The following is a 19,970-nucleotide window of genomic DNA, read 5'->3' as shown; positions in this document are numbered from 1 at the left end:
GACTTTATACAAACTCTTCTGGCTGCTCAATCTCATAGAGTAATTTGAGCAATGTCGGAATATCCTGCTCATCTAAATTCAATGGGCGAAAGTATTTATAACCCTTACTCTCAAAGTATTGTTGAATTTTGCCATTTCGTCTAACGTATTTCATAGACCATTGTGAAAAATGCCCCTGCTTAACCTGACCCGCTCTAAATAACTTAATTTGATGATGTCTTGGATCTTTATACAATTTTTCAAGCACGTGTAAGATAATCATTTCATCGCCTTCTAGGCATTGAAAAAAGTGTTCATCCGCAAAATATAAGACGCCTTGAATTTGATGAAGTATATTAAAATCTCTCGCTTCACCTAAAATATCTCTTAAATCATTGAGTATTTGATGAGGTGGTGATGTCGTTTTACTTGCATAGCATAATTGAAAAGTCATGTAATTCTTCTATTTTTTAACTTTCATTATTTATAAACAATTATTTACGAATATACAAGTCTTAACTTTTATAATTAAAGTGCTTATCGACTTTTCTATATTTATATTTGCAATATCTCTATACAGTAATTCATCTATTATTTTAAAAATTTATTCAATATGCATCCATCATTAAAAACACACAAAATATTTTCAGCTTATTCTATTTATCCAGTGAAAATATTAAAACAGAAACTTATGAAATTAATTTTTTATGATCTACTTATTATTTCTACAGTTAAAAAAGCGAGATTACACCCGCTTTGAATCACATCATAAAATTATTCAAAATAATCATGGGTCGGTTTGGGTAAATCTTGCAAACCTTTCTTTAACATTTCAGACCATTGTTTACTGATGTGCTGAAAATAAGGATCACTATCTGTAATACGCTTACCTTTTGGCACCTCTAGACTGTCTTTAAGATAAATCATCGCATCTAATGGCATACCAACCGATACATTTGAACGTAAAGTCGAATCAAATGAGATTAAACTACAACGTAGAGCTTCATCTAAGGGCATATCATAGCTCAACGCACGATCTAAAATTGGTTTACCATATTTACTTTCCCCAATTTGGAAATAAGGCGTATCACTGGTTGCAGAAATAAAATTACCTTGCGGATAAATATTATAAAGCTGTATTTCCTCGCCACGGATCTGACCACCAACCAATAAACTACAATAATAGTTACTTTGCTCTTGAGTATCCTCAGTAACATCAGCAATAACTTTACGCAGAGTTTGTCCGACTAAACCTGCAACCTCAAACATTGTGTTCACACTATACAAGTTGGGTTCTTGCTTGAGTGCCAAATGATTTTCTAAATGTCCAATTACTGCTTGTGTTGTTGCAAGATTGCCTGAAGTTTGAATACATATAAACCGTTCACCTTTTACCCCAAACGTATAAAGTTTTCGATATACAGAAATGTGATCAACTCCAGCATTGGTTCGCGTATCACTAATAAATACTAAACCTTGTTTGAGTCTTAAAGCACAGCAATACGTCATGGAACTACCTATACAACTAAAATTTGAGAGTAATCAGATTCTGCAATTATTCACACTATTTACCACTGCCACCATTAACATGCAAGTACTTGAACAATAGAGTACATGGTTTCAGTTCCACCTTGCTCTCTCACCCCTCGGACTGGTGCAACATCCCAATAGTCCCTTCCAATTGCCACATAGACGTGTGATTCTGGTCGAAACAATTGATTACTGACATCAATAACATGCCATTTGCCCTCTAAAAACACTTCAGTCCATGCATGACTCGCCAAATGCGATTGATTATTTACATATAAATAACCAGAGACATAGCGAGCTGGTACCCCCAAGGCTTTCGCCATCGCAATTAAGACGTGACTATGATCTTGACATACTCCTTGTTGTGCTGAAAAAGACTCCATTGCAGTGTGGGTTACTGTCGTACTTGCACTGATATAAGGCATATGTTGCAACAATGCTTCTGCTAATTTTTGGAAATCTATCCATCGCTTATGCGTTATATAGTGTTCTGCAAAAGCTATCATTTCAGTATTGCACAATGTTGCAGAGGTTGGTTGTAAAAAAACCACAGGTGATACTTTATCTTCTATGCCAAATTGATTATCTACATTAATGTCAACAATCCCTTGGGCCATAATGGACATTTGTTGATAAGGTTCAATTTGTGAACTGGTCAACCAAACATTATCAAAGGCGTCTTTTTTGATTTGTTTTTCACCGGGGACGCTGACATGCCAACCTGTCACTTGTTGATGCAAATTAGACTGTGGCGTCATCTTGATATACTGAATACTATTTTTTGCCCATTCAGAATACTGATAATGGGTTTGGTGATTAATCATTAACTTCATAAGCGATCCAATTCAAATAACGAGTCAATATGATCACTAAAATGATAATAATTCATTCGGTCAGGTTGATTTTTTAGCTCTTGCCAAACCTCAGGCAAACTACACATACCATGCTGGTCTAAACGATCAATTAAATGGTTTAATTGTGTCAAGGTGACTGATTTATCTTGATTAAAGCGTAATTGACGATCAAATTGTTCCATCTTTTGCCCTAAACTAAAAAATAGAAATAACAATTCATCATCTTCTGCCTCTAAAACATCATTACATTCTTCACAAACATCACATATGAAACCTGCATTTTGCTCTGCTTGTTGTAATAACTGATTTAATTCAGCAAAAGACTGTGCTGATATCACTCCACGTAAATCATGAATATTATTTTTGGCACATAAAAAATACTGATGAAATGATGCAGGTTGCTCATTGTCTAAAATCAATTCATTTAAAGAACTTGCATCAAATGCAGGTAAACAAAAAGCATGCGCATAGTCTAAAGCCAATTCATTGGTTTTAAATGGGAATTGACTACATAAATATTGAATACGGGTTAAATAGCGTCCTAACCAAAATATATTCTGTGCATTAGTACTGAGTAAAATCATGTTTGCTCTCCTTTGGCTGGGATTGGTATGAAGGTGGGGTTAAATTGAATATTCATCAATTACCCATGTATCCTTGATTCCACCACCTTGTGATGAGTTGACCACCAGTGAGCCTTGTTGCATCGCAACACGAGTCAAGCCACCTGGAACAATTTCTATGCGTTCTGGTGAGCTGAGAATAAATGGTCGTAAATCAATATGACGTTCTGCAATTCCTTGGGAAGTTAGTGTTGGTGCAACAGATAAATTTAAGGTGGGTTGAGCGATATACGCTGAGGGTGAAGCCATTAGCTTCATTTTAAATAAATCAATTTCTTGTTCAGTTGCTTTAGGACCGATGAGCATCCCATAACCACCTGAACCTTGAGCCTCTTTTACCACCAATTGATCCAAATTTGCCAAAACATAATCCAAAGCTTCAACTTCACGACATTGATAAGTAGGTACATTGGACAAAATTGGCTTTTCATTTAAATAATAGGCAATCATTTGATCCACATATGGATAAATCGACTTATCATCTGCAACACCTGTACCAGGAGCATTAGCAATCACCACATTTCCACTTAAATAAGCAGACATTAATCCTGCCACACCTAAAGTACTATCAGGCCTGAAGCTTAATGGGTCTAAAAAACCATCATCCAAACGTCTATAAATTACATCAACCTGCTGACGACCACGGATGGTTTTCACATAAACCTTGTCGTTTTCAACAAAAAGGTCACGCGATGTCACCAATGGAACACCCATTTCCCTTGCTAAAAATGAATGTTCATAATACGCACTGTTATAACGCCCAGGGGTTAAAACCACGATGATTGGGCAATCTACCTTTGAGTTTTCAGCCAAAATCTCACGCAACAATTGCGGATATTGCCCAATATCAGCGACATGTTGATTACATAACTCAGGCATAAGTTTTTCGCTCATCTTACGGCTTTCAAGCATATATGACACACCTGAAGGCGTACGTAGATTATCTTCTAGGACAAAAAATTCACCTTTGCAATCCCGTACAATATCGATTCCACTGATTTGACTGTAAATATTTCCATTCAAACGATGATTCATCATCACTGGTTGATAAGCTTCATGCGATAGTACTTGTACTGCTGGAATTAAGCCTTCTTTTAAAATATTTTGTTGATTATAGACATCAGCTAAAAATAAATTTAACGCTTGAATACGCTGCGCACAGCCTGCTGCAATTTTATTCCACTGTTGTTTGGCAATCACACGCGGAATTAAGTCAAATGGTATGGTGCGATCAATTCCCGATGTTTCACCATAAACCGCAAAAGTAATTCCTTGATATAAAAAATGCGCTTTAGCTGTTTCATTGAGTTTTTCAAGTTGGTAAATACTGTGTTGAGATAACCAATCTTCAATTTTTTCAGCAGTTTCAGGAGAAAGAACGTGATCGTCTGTCATTTCATTAAAAAAAACCGAATTCATCTGTTTAAGTAAATGATGTGAGGCTTGTTGTGCATCGATATTTAGATGAATGGCCTGTTGAATATTTCCTATCTGTTGTTGATTCGTCATTTCAGTTTTTACTTCTGCCTCAGCAACTGGCAAAGCGAAGCGATCTGCATAATTCTCATTGCTTGAATTTGTATCCATGTTTTCTTTTAGCATACAAACCTCTTTTTATCTTATCTAATGGCTTCTTTAATAATGCAATATCGATGCCAAAATATTATTAAATCGCCGTATTCAGTATTCTTCGCTGTACAATTAAATCTTTTTGGCTCAATTTTATTAATTCATTGTTTGCCATAGCACTCAATGTGAGTTTTGATCGAACTTGTTTCAAAATTTTTTAGCTAATATTTTCAACACCTAAGCAACTACTCACAGGATATAACTTGCAGAATCAGTTTTAATTTTCTATTGTGTAGCTGATTTATTTCCCTTAAACATTCACGATTCCATTGATACCAAACCATGTCTGCACAAGAAAAAGAAACTTCCAATAGCCTCTATCGCCAGTGGCAAATCCTGTCCCGACTCTCTACAGGGAAGTGGATGGGTACACGTGAATTACAAGAAGTTTTAGAACGTGAAGGGATCGAAATCAGCTTACGTACGATTCAGCGTGATCTAAATCAGATTGCTCAACGCTTTCCTATCGAGAGTAACAAAACAGTACCACAAGGCTGGCGTTGGCGTTCAGATGCCCCGATCCAAAGTCTGCCGCATATGACCAGCTCGCAAGCAGTCACGTTTATGATGGTTGAAGAACATTTAAAACACCTGCTACCTCCAAGTTTAATTGATGAAATGAACCCTTGGTTCGATTTGGCACGGCGTAGTCTTTCTACGCAGAACAATGTTCGACAATGGATTAACCGAGTTCGAATTGTGCCTGCAAGCCAACCAGTGATCCCACCTTTGGTGGAAAGACATGCACAGCAAGCCATTTATGAAGGACTGCTACAAGATAAACAAATTGAATGTGTCTACCGCGCACGTGGTTATCAAGGTGAAGAGAAAACTTATATTCTGAATCCTTTAGGTTTGGTTCAAAAAGGTGCAATTATTTATTTGATTTGTACGCGTCATGACAAGACAGAAGTTCAGACCTTTGCATTACATCGCTTTAGATCTGCAACTGTTTTAGATTTACGTGCTTTACACCCTGTCAAATTCGATATCGATGAATATATCGATTCTGGTGCGCTAGGCTTTAGAGTCGACTTTTCTCGGCCAACTAAAAATGTTGAATTAAAATTAGTCATGCACGAAGATGATGCACAGTACTTCACGGAAAGCCAACTCAGTAAAGAACAAAAAGTGGAACAACTGAACGAAGAACTGTATCAAGTCAGTGCTGTGGTTCCTTTTACCTCACAACTGGTATGGTGGTTAAGAAGTTTTGGTAAAAAGATAGTCCGAATTGAGCCTGTTGAAGTGTTCAATGCTGTACATGAAATTGAATAATCTAACAACTTCACCTAAGCCAATATAATTAAAATAAAAAGAGCCTTTCGGCTCTTTGATTTATTGTTTTGATTGTTATTTTTAAATTTTATTGTTTTTGCGCAGATATTAAACCCATGTCACATTTTTACATGTCCACAAGACATGGGATTTATTGGAGTATGTTAAACATCACATGTTACAGCACGCAAGTTCAGCACTATTGTAGCGGATTGATTTCATTGTCATGGCGTTCACCTCTTGTTTGAATGTAAGTTGACTATAGCGATGATTTTGCAAACTGAAAAATAATTAAAACAGCTTTGTTTTTCATCAATTCTGTTTAGGATTTATTTTTATAAAGTTAGATTGGATCTGTGTATTTAAAATATGCCTTTAAAGATAAATCACAAATTGTGCCCTAACGAAGATAAGCTCGAGACAATAAAAAACCCGCATATAGCGGGTTTTTTACAATTCACCACCTTAAGCTGATTTTCTCGCTTGGTTATTTTTACGAATTGTAATCATCACCAATTGAACAGCAGCAGGTGTTACACCTGGAATACGGCTGGCTTGTGCCAATGTTTCAGGTAATACATTTTTCAATTTCATCGTGATTTCACGAGAAAGCCCTGAAACGATATCATAATCAAAATCAGCAGGAATTTTGGTATCTTCCAAACGCTTCATTTGTGCAACATCTTCTTGCTGACGGTTAATATAACCTTCGTATTTCACAGCAATTTCAATCTGCTCACCTACAAATGCAGATACTTCAGAAGCAGTTAATTCAGCAATTTGTGAAAAGTTGATGTTTGGACGTTTAAGTAAATCGATCGCAGAACATTCTTTAGAAAGATCAGCGCCGGTCAACTCAACGAATCTTTTCCCCATTGGATTGTTTGGTGCAGCCCAAAGGTGTTGTAAACGACCTGTTTCTTTTTCAACTGCTTCCATTTTTTCACAATAAGAAGCCCAACGCTCATCATCAACCAAGCCCATTTCACGGCCAATTGCTGTTAAACGTTGATCAGCATTATCTTCACGAAGCATCAAACGATATTCCGCACGAGAAGTAAACATACGATACGGTTCTTTGGTCCCTAAGGTAATCAAGTCATCAACAAGAACACCCATATACGCTTCATCACGTTTAGGCGTCCATTGCTCTTGATCCCATGCACGACGTGCAGCATTTAAGCCCGCCAATAAACCTTGTGCACCAGCTTCTTCATAACCTGTTGTACCGTTAATTTGACCTGCAAAATACAAGTTATTAATCGATTTGGTTTCAAGTGAGAATTTCAAAGACTGTGGATTGAAATAATCATATTCGATCGCATAGCCAGGACGAAGAATGTGTGCATTCTCCATACCCCGGATTGAGCGCACCAACTCAAACTGCACATCAAATGGTAAAGATGTTGAAATACCATTTGGATAAAGCTCGTGAGTATCCAGCCCTTCTGGCTCGAGGAATACCTGATGCGAATCTTTATCCGCAAATTTATGAATTTTATCTTCAATCGATGGGCAATAACGTGGACCTACACCTTCAATCACGCCGGTATACATTGGCGAACGATCTAAACCACCCCGAATAATCTCATGAGTACGCGCATTGGTATGTGTGATATAGCAATTTACTTGCTCTGGATGCATCGAAGCATCCCCCATAAATGACATGGTCGGTGATGGGAAATCACCCGGTTGCGGAATCATTACAGAAAAATCGACAGAACGCGCATCAATACGTGGTGGAGTCCCTGTTTTTAAACGACCTACTGGTAGATTTAATTCACGTAAACGAGCCGCTAAGGAAATTGATGGCGGATCGCCAGCTCGACCACCTGACGAATTATTTAGACCAACATGAATCACGCCACCTAAGAATGTGCCTGTGGTTAACACCACAGTTTTCGCATCAAAGCGAATACCCATCTGGGTCACTACACCTTTAACTGTATCGCCTTCAACAATTAAGTCATCTGCAGATTGTTGAAAAATATCTAAATTCGCTTGATTTTCCAGTGTATGACGAATCGCAGCTTTATAGCGGATACGGTCAGCTTGTGCACGGGTTGCACGTACAGCTGCGCCTTTACGCGAGTTCAAAATACGAAATTGAATACCGCCCTTATCCGCCGCCAATGCCATTGCACCGCCTAAAGCATCAATTTCACGGACAAGGTGAGATTTACCAATACCACCAATGGCTGGGTTACAGCTCATCTGCCCTAAAGTCTCAATGTTATGAGTCAAAAGCAGAGTCTGTCGACCCATACGCGCTGCAGCGAGTGCCGCTTCCGTACCTGCGTGACCGCCACCGATAACAATGACATCGTAAACTTTAGGATAATGCATAGTGATTAATGAGAGATAAAAGAATGACAGAAAATTATAGCAAATTTTTACTTCTAGTTTTAGGCAGTTTTACAAATATTATTCCCCTCAATCATGCATATGAACGATTAAACATCTCTTATACATAGGCAACATAAATTGACACTTCGTTTCATGACTGCCCTACAAATAGAATTTAACTTATCAAAAACTCACGATACGATAGATATTACACGGACAAATTATTTTTTTCGAGACTTTATATATAAGGAATATCATGATGAAAAATACCATGTCTAAAGTAATTACAGCATCTTTACTCAGTTGTGTTGCATTTAGTTTTGCCCATGCTGCTGATGAAAACACCAGCAAAGCTGAAGTGAAAAAGCAAATTCAGGTATGTGCCAAGAAAAAACAAGGAGACTGGGTGACCTATGCCAATAAAGGGGTAACTTTTAATGGTACTTGTGAACCAAATGAAAATGGTAAATTACAATTTAGCTTCCCTGCACCTGCAGGTGGCAACCCGACTGCCGCTGCAGCAGCGCCTGAACCGGCCATTGAAAACCGCCCAGCTGTAGAACAATCTGCTCCAGCGAGTGCAGATGTACCAGCAACAAATGAGGCATCTCAAGCTGAACAACCAGCAATGGAGCAACCTAGTCAAGCTGCTCCGAGCGAAGATCCGATCCAAGCTCAATGATATCTTTTGAGCATAAATACATGTTTTTATAAATAGCATGTGTAAAAAAGGTGATCCATTTAAAAATGGGTCACCTTTTTTTATTTCGAGTACACAGACTTTCTTGATATAACAACCATATGCTTTACATCTGCTACGAAAGAATTGTTATTGGGTATATGAACAGATATTCATAACTTATTTTTCTAAGAAGATTTCCGAGTCATAGAATTTATTTTTCAATTTCACACCTTTCGATTACACTCAAATTGAGTACGGAATATTCACATATTTAATTAATGTAAAACAACAAAAAGGATCACACTATGGATTCAGGGATTATTACCATAATGCTTCCCCTCGCCCTCGCCATCATTATGATTGGACTTGGTTTAGAGCTTACACCAAAAGATTTTGCGCGAGTTTCTAAACACCCTAAAGCCGTATTGATTGCGTTGTTCTGTCAGCTAGTGCTTTTGGTCGGTATTGCTTTTATTATTTGTAAAGTACTTGCACTCCCACCTTTGCTTGCCGTTGGTTTAATGTTACTTGCTGCTTCACCAGGAGGTAGTACTGCCAATCTATTTAGTTATTTGTTTAAAGGTGATATTGCGCTCAATATTACCTTAACTGCAATTAACTCGGTCATTGCTGCCTTTACCTTGCCTTTAATCGTAAACTTTTCTATACAATACTTTATGAATGATGGTCAACAAATCACCATGCAATTCAGTAAAATACTGCAAGTTTTTGCAATAATTTTAATTCCTGTGTGTATTGGCATGCTCATTCGAAATTATGCGCCACACTTTACTGAAAAATTAAGTAAACCTTTGCGAATTTTCTCAGTGGTTTTTTTAATTCTCATTATTATTGGAGCAATCACCAAAGAACGTACGCATATCATGGAGTACCTGACGCAGGTTGGTCTAGCCACGGTGATTTTCTGTATTTGTAGTCTAGTTATTGGTTACTTTGTGCCAAGATTACTGGGTATTAATAGCGCCCAAGCACGTGCATGCGCATTTGAGATCGGAATTCATAATAGTACCTTAGCTATGACTATTGCTTTGACTGTAATCGCAAATTCTACTGTTGCAATGCCTGCCGCGGTTTACTCAATCTTTATGTATATTTTCGCTGCTATTTTTGGTGCGTTAATTTCAAGACATGCAGCAACTGAAACTGAACCTGCGATATAAAGCCATCATGTGCTTCAACTAAAATGGATGCTTAAGCATCCATTTTTTATTTTGCTACTGAATGTAAGCGTAACTTCTAAGTTTGGGCTACAATACTGCCTTTAAGAAAACGATTTAGGTCTTTGCCGTGAAGTGGTTACAAATTCATATTACTGTAGAACAAGCTCAAGTTGATTTTACTGAAACCTTGTTAAGTTCTTTAGGCGCAGTCAGCGTGACATTAGATGATGCTGAAAACCAAGACTTGCTTGAACCACTCCCTGGCGAAACTCCGCTATGGAATAAAGTGATTGTTACTGGAATCTACGCGCAAGAAGAAGGCGAAGACATTGATGTAACAGCCCTAGAAACATTTATTCGCACCCAACTCCCAACTGAACCGATGCGCAGTGAATTTCTTGAAGACCAAGTATGGGAACGTTCTTGGATGGATTACTATGAACCAATTCAAATTGGTGAAAAGTATTGGATCGTACCTGAATGGATAGAACCACCAGAAGCGGATGCAGTCAATATTAAACTTGACCCAGGCTTAGCATTTGGTACGGGTAACCATGCATCTACTTTCCTTTGTCTACAATGGTTAGGCAAAACCGATGTTAAAGATAAAGTCGTGATTGATTATGGTTGTGGTTCAGGCATCCTAGGTGTTGCAGCACTGCTTTTAGGTGCAAAGAAAGTCTATGCAACAGATATCGACCCACAAGCTGTCTTGGCGACCAAGCAAAATGCTGAGCTGAATGGTGTTCTTGAAAATCTTTATGTTGGATTACCTGAAGAGTTCAATGCAGAATTTAAAAACCAACAGGCCGATATTTTAGTTGCAAATATTCTTGCAGGCCCTCTTATGTCACTTGCTGAAGAATTCTCAACTTTGATTAAATCTGAGGGAGAGTTCGCACTTGCCGGCGTAATTGAAGAGCAAGTTACTGATGTTTCTAGTATTTATTCTGAATTTTTTGATATAGTAGAAGTCGAGAAACGTGAAGAAACCTGGTGCAGAATTTCTGGGTCACGTAAGGCTGTTTAATCTATGAAAATATAAGTATTTATGACTGAAAAACAAACCCGATGCCCAAATTGTGCTTCAATTTATAAAGTATCAGTTACGCAACTCACCGTTGCGCAGGGTATGGTTTGTTGTCCAAAATGTTCACATAATTTTAATGCATTAATTCATCTACAAAACAGCCAGCCTACTCAACCAAGGGGCAATCCTGATACGCCAGTGCAGAATGAGGTACAAAACCTCATGACGACGAAACGTCAAATAGAAACCAATGTCTTAGATATTTTTAATCGTAAAATTGAAAACTCCAATATTGATTTAAGAACTTATTTAAATAATTTGAATTATTTTAACAATGAACCAGTCAACAACATTCCCAGCTTAAATCTATCACAAGGTTTAAATAACCACGGGCAACATTTGATCAAAACAAAAAGTAAGTTTTACTATCTGGCGTGGAGCATGATTAATCTTGCCCTACTCAGCATTTTATTATTTCAAATCCTTTGGTTTAATCCAAACTTAACTGATCGTTATCCGTTTTTGAATACTGTCTTTACTCAAACCTGTGCCATCTTACAGTGTGATACTGTTGATCAACGCTATAAACAAATTGTGATTAGTCACCTTAAAGTTAAAGCACTTGATAGACAGGAGACTCAATTTTCAGGTCAACTCAATAACCAATATTCTAAAAGCTTAGAATTACCCCTAATAAGAGTAACTTTAAAAACTCAAAATAAGGTCATAGCTACGCATGTGATTACACCTGAGCAATATCTGATTGAAAGTTTAGTTGGAATTAAGCGTATTCCTCAAAATAGCCCATATCCTTTTAAATTTGTTGTTACAGAGCCAAGAAAAAGTTTTGATCAGTACCAATTAGACATTATTCACCCTTAAAATTAAAAAAAATTATAAAAAAATGAAAAAAAATGTAGTTTTCTTGCTCATTTTTTCTTAGACAATGGTATCATACGCGCCACGAAAGCTTTGTCCTGCAAACTCCTCGCATTTTTTCAAAAAAAATACTGTTTTGTTATGTGCTTTATATCCAATATCGCGCAAGTAGAACATTTTTTTGTTTAAAAGAGTGTTGTAACAAATATTAATCTATTGTTACGCTTATTTTTCACTCAACTCGACGATTTGTGGCAAGCTAATTGTTCTTGTTTTAGAGCCAACCGTTTTAGGATCTAAAACGGAGCTCAGATTTTTTTAGACCACATTTATATATTACTTTACCCAAGTAATATTTTGATTTTCGGATTAACTCGCATGAATAGCAAATCTCCTATTTTTACTGCACAATCTGACGTCGCTCTTCGTATTCACGTAGATCGCGCAGTTCGTCACTATTTTGCACAATTGCAAGGTGAGCAACCATCACAAGTGTACGACATGGTGCTAGCAGAAATGGAGAAACCTCTTTTATCTGTTGTCTTAGAATACACACGCGGGAATCAGACTCGCGCTGCTGAGATTCTCGGACTGAACCGTGGCACTTTACGCAAAAAGTTAAAAGCTCACGGTTTAATGAGTGAATAAATGATAAAATGCTCACGGCTTGCGTGGGCATTTTTTTTACCTATATTTTGCCTACCTGTTCAATCTCTAGACTTAAAAACTGTTGACGAAGATCATGACTATTAAACGCGCTTTAATCTCTGTTTCTGATAAAACCGGGATCGTTGAATTTGCCCAGAACCTTGTTGCTCTTGGGGTGGAAATTTTATCTACTGGCGGTACATATAAGTTGCTTAAAGACAACAATGTGGCTGTAGTTGAAGTTTCAGAGCACACAGGCTTCCCAGAAATGATGGATGGTCGTGTAAAAACACTGCATCCTAAAATTCATGGAGGCATTTTGGCTCGTCGTGGTCTAGACGAAGCTGTCATGGCTGAACACAACATCGATGCAATCGATCTTGTTGTCGTAAACCTTTATCCTTTTGCTGCTACTGTTGCTAAACCAGACTGCTCGCTTGCAGATGCAATTGAAAATATTGACATTGGTGGCCCAACAATGGTTCGTGCAGCTGCGAAGAACCATGCTTCTGTGGGGATCATCGTAAATGCGACTGATTATGAAACTGTAATTGCAGAACTTAAAGCGGATGGTGCTTTATCTTATGCGACTCGTTTCGATTTAGCGGTTAAAGCATTTGAACATACTGCCCAGTATGACGGCATGATTGCTTCTTACCTCGGTGCACGTGTTGGTAAAGAAGAAGGTCAAGCTGACAAATTTGCCCGTACTTTCAATACCCAGTTAAATAAAGTACAAGATCTTCGTTATGGTGAAAATCCACATCAATCCGCTGCTTTCTATGTAGAATCGACTGCAACTGAAGCATCGGTTTCAACTGCTAAGCAGTTACAAGGTAAAGAACTTTCTTATAACAATATCGCGGATACAGATGCAGCACTTGAATGTGTCAAATCATTTGCAAAACCAGCGTGTGTCATCGTTAAACATGCAAATCCATGTGGTGTTGCAGTATCGTTAGATGGTCTTAAGGCTGCATACGATCTTGCTTATGCAACTGATCCAGAATCAGCATTTGGTGGCATCATTGCATTTAACCGTGAGTTAGATGTTGCTACAGCTCAAGCAATTGTTGACCGTCAATTTGTTGAAGTGATTATTGCACCAAGTATTGCCGATGGTGTACTTGAAGTGACTGGCGCAAAGAAAAACGTTCGTGTACTGGTATGTGGCGAACTTCCTAAAATTGATGAACGTGCTTCACAATACGATTATAAACGTGTCAATGGCGGTTTATTGGTTCAAGACCAAGACCTCGGTATGATCACCAAAGATGATCTTAAAGTAGTAACTAAGCGTGCTCCTACTGAAGCAGAAATTGATGATTTAATCTTTGCTTGGAAAGTTGCCAAATACGTTAAATCCAATGCTATTGTTTATGCTAAAGGCCGTCAAACCATTGGTGTCGGTGCTGGCCAAATGAGCCGTGTAAACTCTGCACGTATCGCAGCGATCAAAGCTGAACATGCAGGTTTAGTGGTTGAAGGTGCTGTTATGGCATCTGATGCATTCTTCCCATTCCGTGATGGCATTGATAATGCTGCAAAAGCAGGTATCAAATGTATTATCCAACCGGGTGGTTCAATGCGTGATGAAGAAACAATTGCAGCAGCAGATGAAGCTGATATTGCAATGGTCTTCACGGGTATGCGTCATTTCCGTCACTAATTCACCATAAATCATTATTTAAAAATCCCCCTAAGTCCCTCTTTCATAAGAGGGACTTGTCACGAACTACAGGACTCTTTAAATTCGTGATACCCCATCCTGTATAAAGGGAGGTTGGGAGGGATTAAAAAAGGATACATAAGATGAACATATTAGTTTTGGGTAGTGGTGGTCGTGAACATGCATTGGCATGGAAAATTGCGCAAGACGATCAAGTCACTAAAGTTTTTGTTGCACCAGGAAATGCGGGTACAGCAACTGAACATAAATGTGAAAATGTTGCTTTAGATATTCTCAACAACCCTGCCATTATCGACTTTGCAAAAAATAATGCCGTTGATCTCATTATTGTTGGTCCTGAAGCACCGCTTGTAAATGGGGTAGTTGATGCAGGACGAGCAGCTGGCCTTAAAATTTGGGGGCCAACCCAATTTGCAGCACAACTTGAAGGCTCTAAAGCTTTCGCCAAACACTTTTTAAAACGTCATCACATTCCTACAGCATTCTATGATGTATTCACCGAAGTGGAAACAGCCAAAGCATTCGTAGAAAAAAATGGCGCACCAATTGTAATTAAGGCAGACGGCCTTGCTGCGGGTAAAGGCGTCATTGTAGCGATGACCAATCAAGAAGCGTTTGATGCAATTGATGACATGCTTGCAGGCAATAAATTTGGTGATGCAGGTTCGCGTGTTGTTATTGAAGAATTCCTTGATGGTGAGGAAGCATCTTTCATATGTATGATTGATGGTGACAACATCCTTCCTATGGCAACTTCACAAGACCATAAACGTATTTTTGAAGCTGACCAAGGTCCAAATACGGGTGGTATGGGTGCATATTCCCCTGCCCCTGTAGTGACTGCAGATGTTTTTGACAGAGTCATGAAAGAAGTTATGCGTCCAACCGTAGATGGTATGAAAGCTGATGGTCATACTTACACTGGTTTCTTGTATGCTGGCTTGATGATTGATGAGCAAGGGCAACCTCGTGTCATTGAGTTTAACTGCCGCTTTGGTGACCCTGAAACTCAACCGATCATGATGCGCTTAAAATCTTCTTTGGTTGATTTAGTAGAAGCTGGTATTGCAGGTAACTTACCCGCTGAAGCTGAATGGGATGAGCGTAAAACTGTTGGTATTGTGCTTGCATCTAAAGGCTATCCTGAAACTTCGAGCAAAGATGACGTGATTTTGGGTTTAGATACCCAAATGACAGATGCTAAAGTTTTCCATGCAGGTACAGCAAATAATGCCAATGGTGATGTAGTGACTGCTGGCGGTCGTGTACTTTGCGTTACAGCGTTAGGCAACACAATTGGTGAAGCGCAAGCAAAAGCCTTGGAACTTTGCCAAAGAGTGACTTTTGATGGTGTCCAATACCGCAAAGATATTGGTTACCGTGCGATTGCTCGTGAAAATGCTTAAACTCGATTGAGTTGTAAAACCCGCCAAGGCGGGTTTTTTATTTGGTAAATTTTTAGTGAGTAATGCTCTTCCAGAATAATAAATATAAGATTAATTACCTTGATTGATTTTTCGCTGAATCATTTGAATCACCTACCGCCTCAACACCACCAATGACCATTTGAAGCCAATCTAATAATTGAGGAAATTCCCGATATCCATCACTCGCTAGAAAATGTCCAGCATTGGGAATAATCTCATATGGAAACTCCAGTTTTTCTGCCAACGAGATACTTAAATCAGTTGGAACATATTGATCATTACTCGATATAAACATTTTTCGATTTAATATTTTATTTTTAAAAGAAAAATCCTTATTCGTTTCAGTGATATATGAATCTAGTTGAGGTAGTACTACCAATTTATTCGAAAATCCCGATACACAGACAACACCACCTATCTGTTGAAAATCCAATTCAGACAGGAAATCAAGCAGCGTAATACACCCCAAACTATGCGCAACAAAAAATGTATGTTGATCAATTTGAGCAATATTATTTTTTAAGGTTTGCTTCCACTGTAAAAGCTTTGGATTGTTAGAGTTCGGCAATGCGATCTTTACAACTTTAGTATTTTTATCTTGTAAATTTTCCTCAAGATAATCAAACCAATGATCATCCACCTTTGCACCATAGCCATGAATGATATAAACATTATTTTGAGCATATGCAACATTTAGAAATAACAAACTGCTTAAAAAAAAGATGATTAATTTCATTTATTGATCTCTTTGATGTACATAAGATCTTCATGCTAAAGTATGACAGTAGTGTCAATGTCAATCACTGTTTGAATAAAATCCCCCTATTTCGCCTAACAATTTGAAATAACGCTTATCAGAGCACTGCTATAGATGCAGATCTAAGATTATTTTACTTATTCAAAAAAAAGATAATAAATCCTAAAAAATTTATATATTATGAATAAGTATAAAATTTAATCATTTATCGTTTAGCATTCAACAAAAGCATTTGTTTTCTTTATTAAATTAATAAAAACATTGATATTCATGCAACGACATCACCACCCAATGTCAACACGCAGCCACTATGTATAATTTTCATTTATTGATATGATAAACAAATCTTTAGAGTTTGTTTTAAACAATTAAAATTCTTTTAAAACAGGCTGCTAATCCTCAAATGTAAAGAATATAGATAGCGCAATCAGACAAGTACGTCACCGCATTATTTATTTTCAAAATGTTAAAAATTCGATTTAAATGATCGAGAATGCAAAGGACAAAATTCTACTGCATTTGCTACTTAGGACTTATTCATGAAAAAGCTGTTTGGCGTTTTACTTAGCGCGTCTGTGCTCACTCTTTCTGCTTGTGGAAAACAAGAAGCTCCAAAAAATGATGCTGCCCAAGCAGATGCAGGTAAAGAACAAGTCGTTACCATGGCTTCTACAGGTTCAGATGCAGATATTTGGCGCTATATCGCAACATTACCAGAAACAAAACAAGCTGGAATTAAATTAGAAGTTAAAAACTTCACTGACTATGTTGCAATGAATACAGCTGTGGCAAACAAAGAAGTCGATATCAATGCATTCCAATCTTATGCATATCTTGTTGCTTTCAATCAATCAAACAAAGAAAAAATTGCACCAATCTCTACAACATATTTAGAGCCAATGGGTATTTATTCTAGTAAAGTTAAAAAAGTTGAAGAATTTGCCAATGGTGCAACTATTGCTATTCCAAATGATGGCGCAAATGAATCGCGCGCATTGTTACTTTTACAATCTGCTGGTCTCATCAAATTAAAAGATGGTTTTGATTTAGTCAAAGGTACACCTGCTGATATTACTGAAAATGCAAAGAAAATTGTCATCAAACCAATTCAAATGGCGACTGCGGTACGTGCTAAAGATGAAGTTGATGCAATTGTTTTAGGCAATACTTTAGCAATGGAAGGTGGTTTAAACGTGCTTAAAGATTCAGTTTATTATGAGCCAGTTGACCAAACAACCAAAATGAATGTCAACGTACTTGCTGTTGCAGATGCACGTAAAGACGATGCCCTCTTGAAAAAAGTGGGTGAGTTATATCATGTTCCTGCTGTAGGTAAATATGTTCAAGAACACTTCGGTGGAACTAAAGTTGATGTGAATAAACCTGTAAGCTATCTTACAGAATCAAAATAGTTTTATAATGGATCAGGTCAATTGACCATTCTTTTATGAAAGGTCTATAGGCCCTCATAAAACAGGCAAAGTGAATTTGCCTGTTTTTTCTTTTTGCTATAGTTTTTGACGATATGATTGAATTTAAAAACATTTCAAAACACTATGAGTTGAAAGGTCAAACCATACGTGCACTGGATCAGATTAATCTTGAGATTCCAGCGGGCAGTATTTTTGGCATTATCGGCTATAGTGGTGCAGGTAAAAGTACCTTAATCCGTTTGATTAACTTGCTTGAGCGTCCTAACCAAGGACAAGTCATCATTAATCAAAAAGACTTTACGGCACTTGATGCACGTGCATTACGTCAAGAACGTGCAAATATAGGCATGATTTTTCAGCATTTCAATTTGCTACAAACCAAAACTGTAGCTGACAATATTGAAATGCCGTTAAAATTGCTTGGTGTCAGTAAAGACCAACGTGAAAAACGTTTAAATGAGTTACTTGAGTTCATTGATCTAAAGCATAAAAAAGATGCTTTTCCAGACGAACTCTCGGGAGGACAAAAGCAACGTGTCGGTATCGCACGCGCCTTGGCCAACCACCCCAAAATTTTACTTTGTGATGAAGCAACCTCTGCACTTGATCCACAAACCACGAAATCTGTTCTCGCTTTGCTTAAAAAGATTAATCAAGAGCAAGGGATTACCATTGTCATGGTTACGCATGAAATGGATGTGATCGAATCTGTTTGTGATTTTGTTGCCGTCATGGAACAAGGCAAAGTGATTGAAACAGGTTCTACCTTAGAAATTTTTAGTCAACCGCAACACCCCACGACTAAAAACTTTATTCAAACCGTTTTACAGCAACAACTCCCTGTTAATATCTTAAACAATCTCGAAAATCAAAATCATAAAAGTATTTATAGTCTGCAATTTTTGGGTACTTCAGCGCAAGAAACTGTGGTACAAGCAGCAATTAAGCAATTTGATGTCAGCTTAAATATTTTATTTGCCAATATGACTGAAATTAATGGTTCAGTGATCGGTCAAATGTTTATACAACTTTTGGGAGATACCGAAAGCATTCGCCAAACCATAAATTTCTTTGAAAAAAATGGGGTCAAGGTGGAACAGTCAGGAGTTAGACTATGAGAGAACTCATTGTACAATGGCTCACTACGCTCACAGCACCATTTTGGAAAAGCTCTTTAAGCATTGACCAGTTTGTTACAGCGATGCAAGAAACCATCCAAATGGTCATTTTTGCAATGCTGTTTGGTACCATTTGGGGCTTTGTTCAAGCAATTACCTTGCTGGTTACTCGCCCTAATGGCATTTTACCCAATCGCGCTGTTTATCAGATTTTAAATCCTATCGTCAATGCGCTACGTTCCCTACCCTTCATTATCCTGTTGATTGCGGTTTTCCCACTCACCAAAGCGATCGTGGGTACAACTATTGGTACTTGGGCAGCGATTGTACCGTTGACCATTTATGTTGGTCCTTATATTGGTCGTCTTGTAGAAACATCATTGCTTGAAGTGAATGAAGGGATTATTGAGTCTGCACAAGCAATGGGTGCATCGCCTTGGCAGATTATTTTTAAATTTATTATCCCTGAATCTCGTAGCTCACTCATCCTGAGCCTTACCACAGCAACCATTAGCTTGATTGGTGCAACAGCGATGGCGGGTGCTGTAGGCGCTGGTGGTATTGGTGATTTAGCAATTTCTTATGGTTATCAACGTTTCGATCAAAGTGTGGTTTATCTCACTGTGATTGTCTTATTGATCCTTGTACAAATTGTACAGAGTCTTGGAAATTGGTTATCTAAGCTTCGATAATCTTTGCATCTCATTTTCAATTCTTCTTACTTCTAAAATCATACCCTCCTTGTTGAGGGTATTTTTTTATTTCTTGAGTTAGCTACAGATATAAATACTTATAAAATTTATAGATCCTTTTTAATTCTACTCATTTGATCATCTGCTCTTGATCAATCCTTCAGAACTGATTAAGTTATAGAAAACTTAAGAAA

The 19,970-nt window shown here is 37.7% G+C and carries 18 protein-coding genes; 11 read left to right on the top strand and 7 right to left on the bottom strand.

Annotated elements, in window-relative coordinates; translation table 11 throughout:
* Positions 1-4: 4 nt before the first annotated feature.
* From WFN33_RS18300 to WFN33_RS18280, 5 genes are all read right to left on the bottom strand, one after another.
* Positions 5-433: a BLUF domain-containing protein gene (locus WFN33_RS18300; protein WP_336954458.1), complete on the bottom strand. Its 429-nt coding sequence runs from the start codon at positions 431-433 to the stop codon at positions 5-7.
* 320 nt (positions 434-753) lie between these two features.
* Positions 754-1,488 carry a proteasome-type protease gene (locus tag WFN33_RS18295; RefSeq protein ID WP_336954457.1) on the bottom strand — a complete coding sequence of 245 codons (735 nt, stop codon included), beginning with the start codon at positions 1,486-1,488 and terminating at the stop codon, positions 754-756.
* Between the two features lie 74 nt (positions 1,489-1,562).
* The gene (locus tag WFN33_RS18290) at positions 1,563-2,342 is read right to left on the bottom strand and encodes a transglutaminase family protein (RefSeq protein WP_336954456.1); all 780 of its coding nucleotides are present in this window, start codon (positions 2,340-2,342) and stop codon (positions 1,563-1,565) included.
* Complete coding sequence (locus WFN33_RS18285) at positions 2,339-2,947, bottom strand: alpha-E domain-containing protein (RefSeq protein WP_336954455.1); 609 nt, start codon at positions 2,945-2,947, stop codon at positions 2,339-2,341. Before WFN33_RS18285 ends, WFN33_RS18290 begins: the two co-directional genes overlap by 4 nt.
* Before the next feature lie 39 nt (positions 2,948-2,986).
* The gene (locus tag WFN33_RS18280) at positions 2,987-4,588 is read right to left on the bottom strand and encodes a circularly permuted type 2 ATP-grasp protein (RefSeq protein WP_336954454.1); all 1,602 of its coding nucleotides are present in this window, start codon (positions 4,586-4,588) and stop codon (positions 2,987-2,989) included.
* Between the two features lie 309 nt (positions 4,589-4,897).
* Here WFN33_RS18280 and WFN33_RS18275 point away from each other — a divergent pair, with 309 nt between their 5' ends.
* Positions 4,898-5,893: a helix-turn-helix transcriptional regulator gene (locus tag WFN33_RS18275; RefSeq protein WP_336954453.1), complete on the top strand. Its 996-nt coding sequence runs from the start codon at positions 4,898-4,900 to the stop codon at positions 5,891-5,893.
* Between the two features lie 465 nt (positions 5,894-6,358).
* On the opposite strand, the gene mnmG is transcribed toward WFN33_RS18275, so the two are convergent.
* Positions 6,359-8,239 (bottom strand): tRNA uridine-5-carboxymethylaminomethyl(34) synthesis enzyme MnmG, encoded by a 1,881-nt coding sequence (gene mnmG, locus WFN33_RS18270; RefSeq protein ID WP_336954452.1) that lies wholly within the window; start codon positions 8,237-8,239, stop codon positions 6,359-6,361.
* A gap of 259 nt (positions 8,240-8,498) precedes the next feature.
* On the opposite strand from mnmG, the gene WFN33_RS18265 reads away from it, so the two are divergent.
* The 7 genes from WFN33_RS18265 (at position 8,499) to purD (ending at position 15,755) form a co-directional block, all read left to right on the top strand.
* A complete protein-coding gene (locus WFN33_RS18265; RefSeq protein WP_336954482.1) occupies positions 8,499-8,921 on the top strand; it encodes a hypothetical protein in 423 nt (140 codons plus the stop codon).
* Between the two features lie 305 nt (positions 8,922-9,226).
* Positions 9,227-10,102 (top strand): bile acid:sodium symporter family protein, encoded by an 876-nt coding sequence (locus WFN33_RS18260; protein ID WP_336954451.1) that lies wholly within the window; start codon positions 9,227-9,229, stop codon positions 10,100-10,102.
* A 127-nt stretch (positions 10,103-10,229) separates the two neighbouring features.
* The gene (gene prmA / locus WFN33_RS18255) at positions 10,230-11,132 is read left to right on the top strand and encodes a 50S ribosomal protein L11 methyltransferase (protein ID WP_336954450.1); all 903 of its coding nucleotides are present in this window, start codon (positions 10,230-10,232) and stop codon (positions 11,130-11,132) included.
* 21 nt (positions 11,133-11,153) lie between these two features.
* Entirely contained in the window at positions 11,154-12,014 is an 861-nt protein-coding gene (locus WFN33_RS18250; protein ID WP_336954448.1) for a zinc-ribbon and DUF3426 domain-containing protein, read from the top strand.
* Positions 12,015-12,389: 375 nt separating this feature from the next.
* Entirely contained in the window at positions 12,390-12,659 is a 270-nt protein-coding gene (fis, locus tag WFN33_RS18245) for a DNA-binding transcriptional regulator Fis (protein WP_001086304.1), read from the top strand.
* A 94-nt stretch (positions 12,660-12,753) separates the two neighbouring features.
* Positions 12,754-14,328 (top strand): bifunctional phosphoribosylaminoimidazolecarboxamide formyltransferase/IMP cyclohydrolase, encoded by a 1,575-nt coding sequence (purH, locus tag WFN33_RS18240; protein ID WP_336954447.1) that lies wholly within the window; start codon positions 12,754-12,756, stop codon positions 14,326-14,328.
* A gap of 143 nt (positions 14,329-14,471) precedes the next feature.
* Entirely contained in the window at positions 14,472-15,755 is a 1,284-nt protein-coding gene (purD, locus tag WFN33_RS18235; RefSeq protein WP_336954445.1) for a phosphoribosylamine--glycine ligase, read from the top strand.
* A gap of 94 nt (positions 15,756-15,849) precedes the next feature.
* Here the strand turns inward: purD and WFN33_RS18230 are convergent, their stop codons facing one another.
* A complete protein-coding gene (locus WFN33_RS18230; protein ID WP_336954444.1) occupies positions 15,850-16,512 on the bottom strand; it encodes an RBBP9/YdeN family alpha/beta hydrolase in 663 nt (220 codons plus the stop codon).
* A 560-nt stretch (positions 16,513-17,072) separates the two neighbouring features.
* On the opposite strand from WFN33_RS18230, the gene WFN33_RS18225 reads away from it, so the two are divergent.
* From WFN33_RS18225 to WFN33_RS18215, 3 genes are all read left to right on the top strand, one after another.
* Entirely contained in the window at positions 17,073-17,945 is an 873-nt protein-coding gene (locus tag WFN33_RS18225) for a MetQ/NlpA family ABC transporter substrate-binding protein (protein WP_056511959.1), read from the top strand.
* Positions 17,946-18,058: 113 nt separating this feature from the next.
* Positions 18,059-19,084 (top strand): methionine ABC transporter ATP-binding protein, encoded by a 1,026-nt coding sequence (locus WFN33_RS18220; RefSeq protein WP_336954443.1) that lies wholly within the window; start codon positions 18,059-18,061, stop codon positions 19,082-19,084.
* Positions 19,081-19,776, top strand: coding sequence for a methionine ABC transporter permease (locus tag WFN33_RS18215; RefSeq protein ID WP_004719300.1), 696 nt, complete (start codon positions 19,081-19,083; stop codon positions 19,774-19,776). The genes WFN33_RS18220 and WFN33_RS18215 overlap by 4 nt, the downstream gene beginning before the upstream one ends.
* Positions 19,777-19,970: the final 194 nt, after the last annotated feature.

This window comes from Acinetobacter sp. AS167 (genome assembly GCF_037152175.1).
Taxonomy (GTDB): Bacteria; Pseudomonadota; Gammaproteobacteria; order Pseudomonadales; family Moraxellaceae; genus Acinetobacter.
Note: the sequence above shows the minus strand (reverse complement) of the source record. Positions and strands in the feature narration are given on the sequence as shown.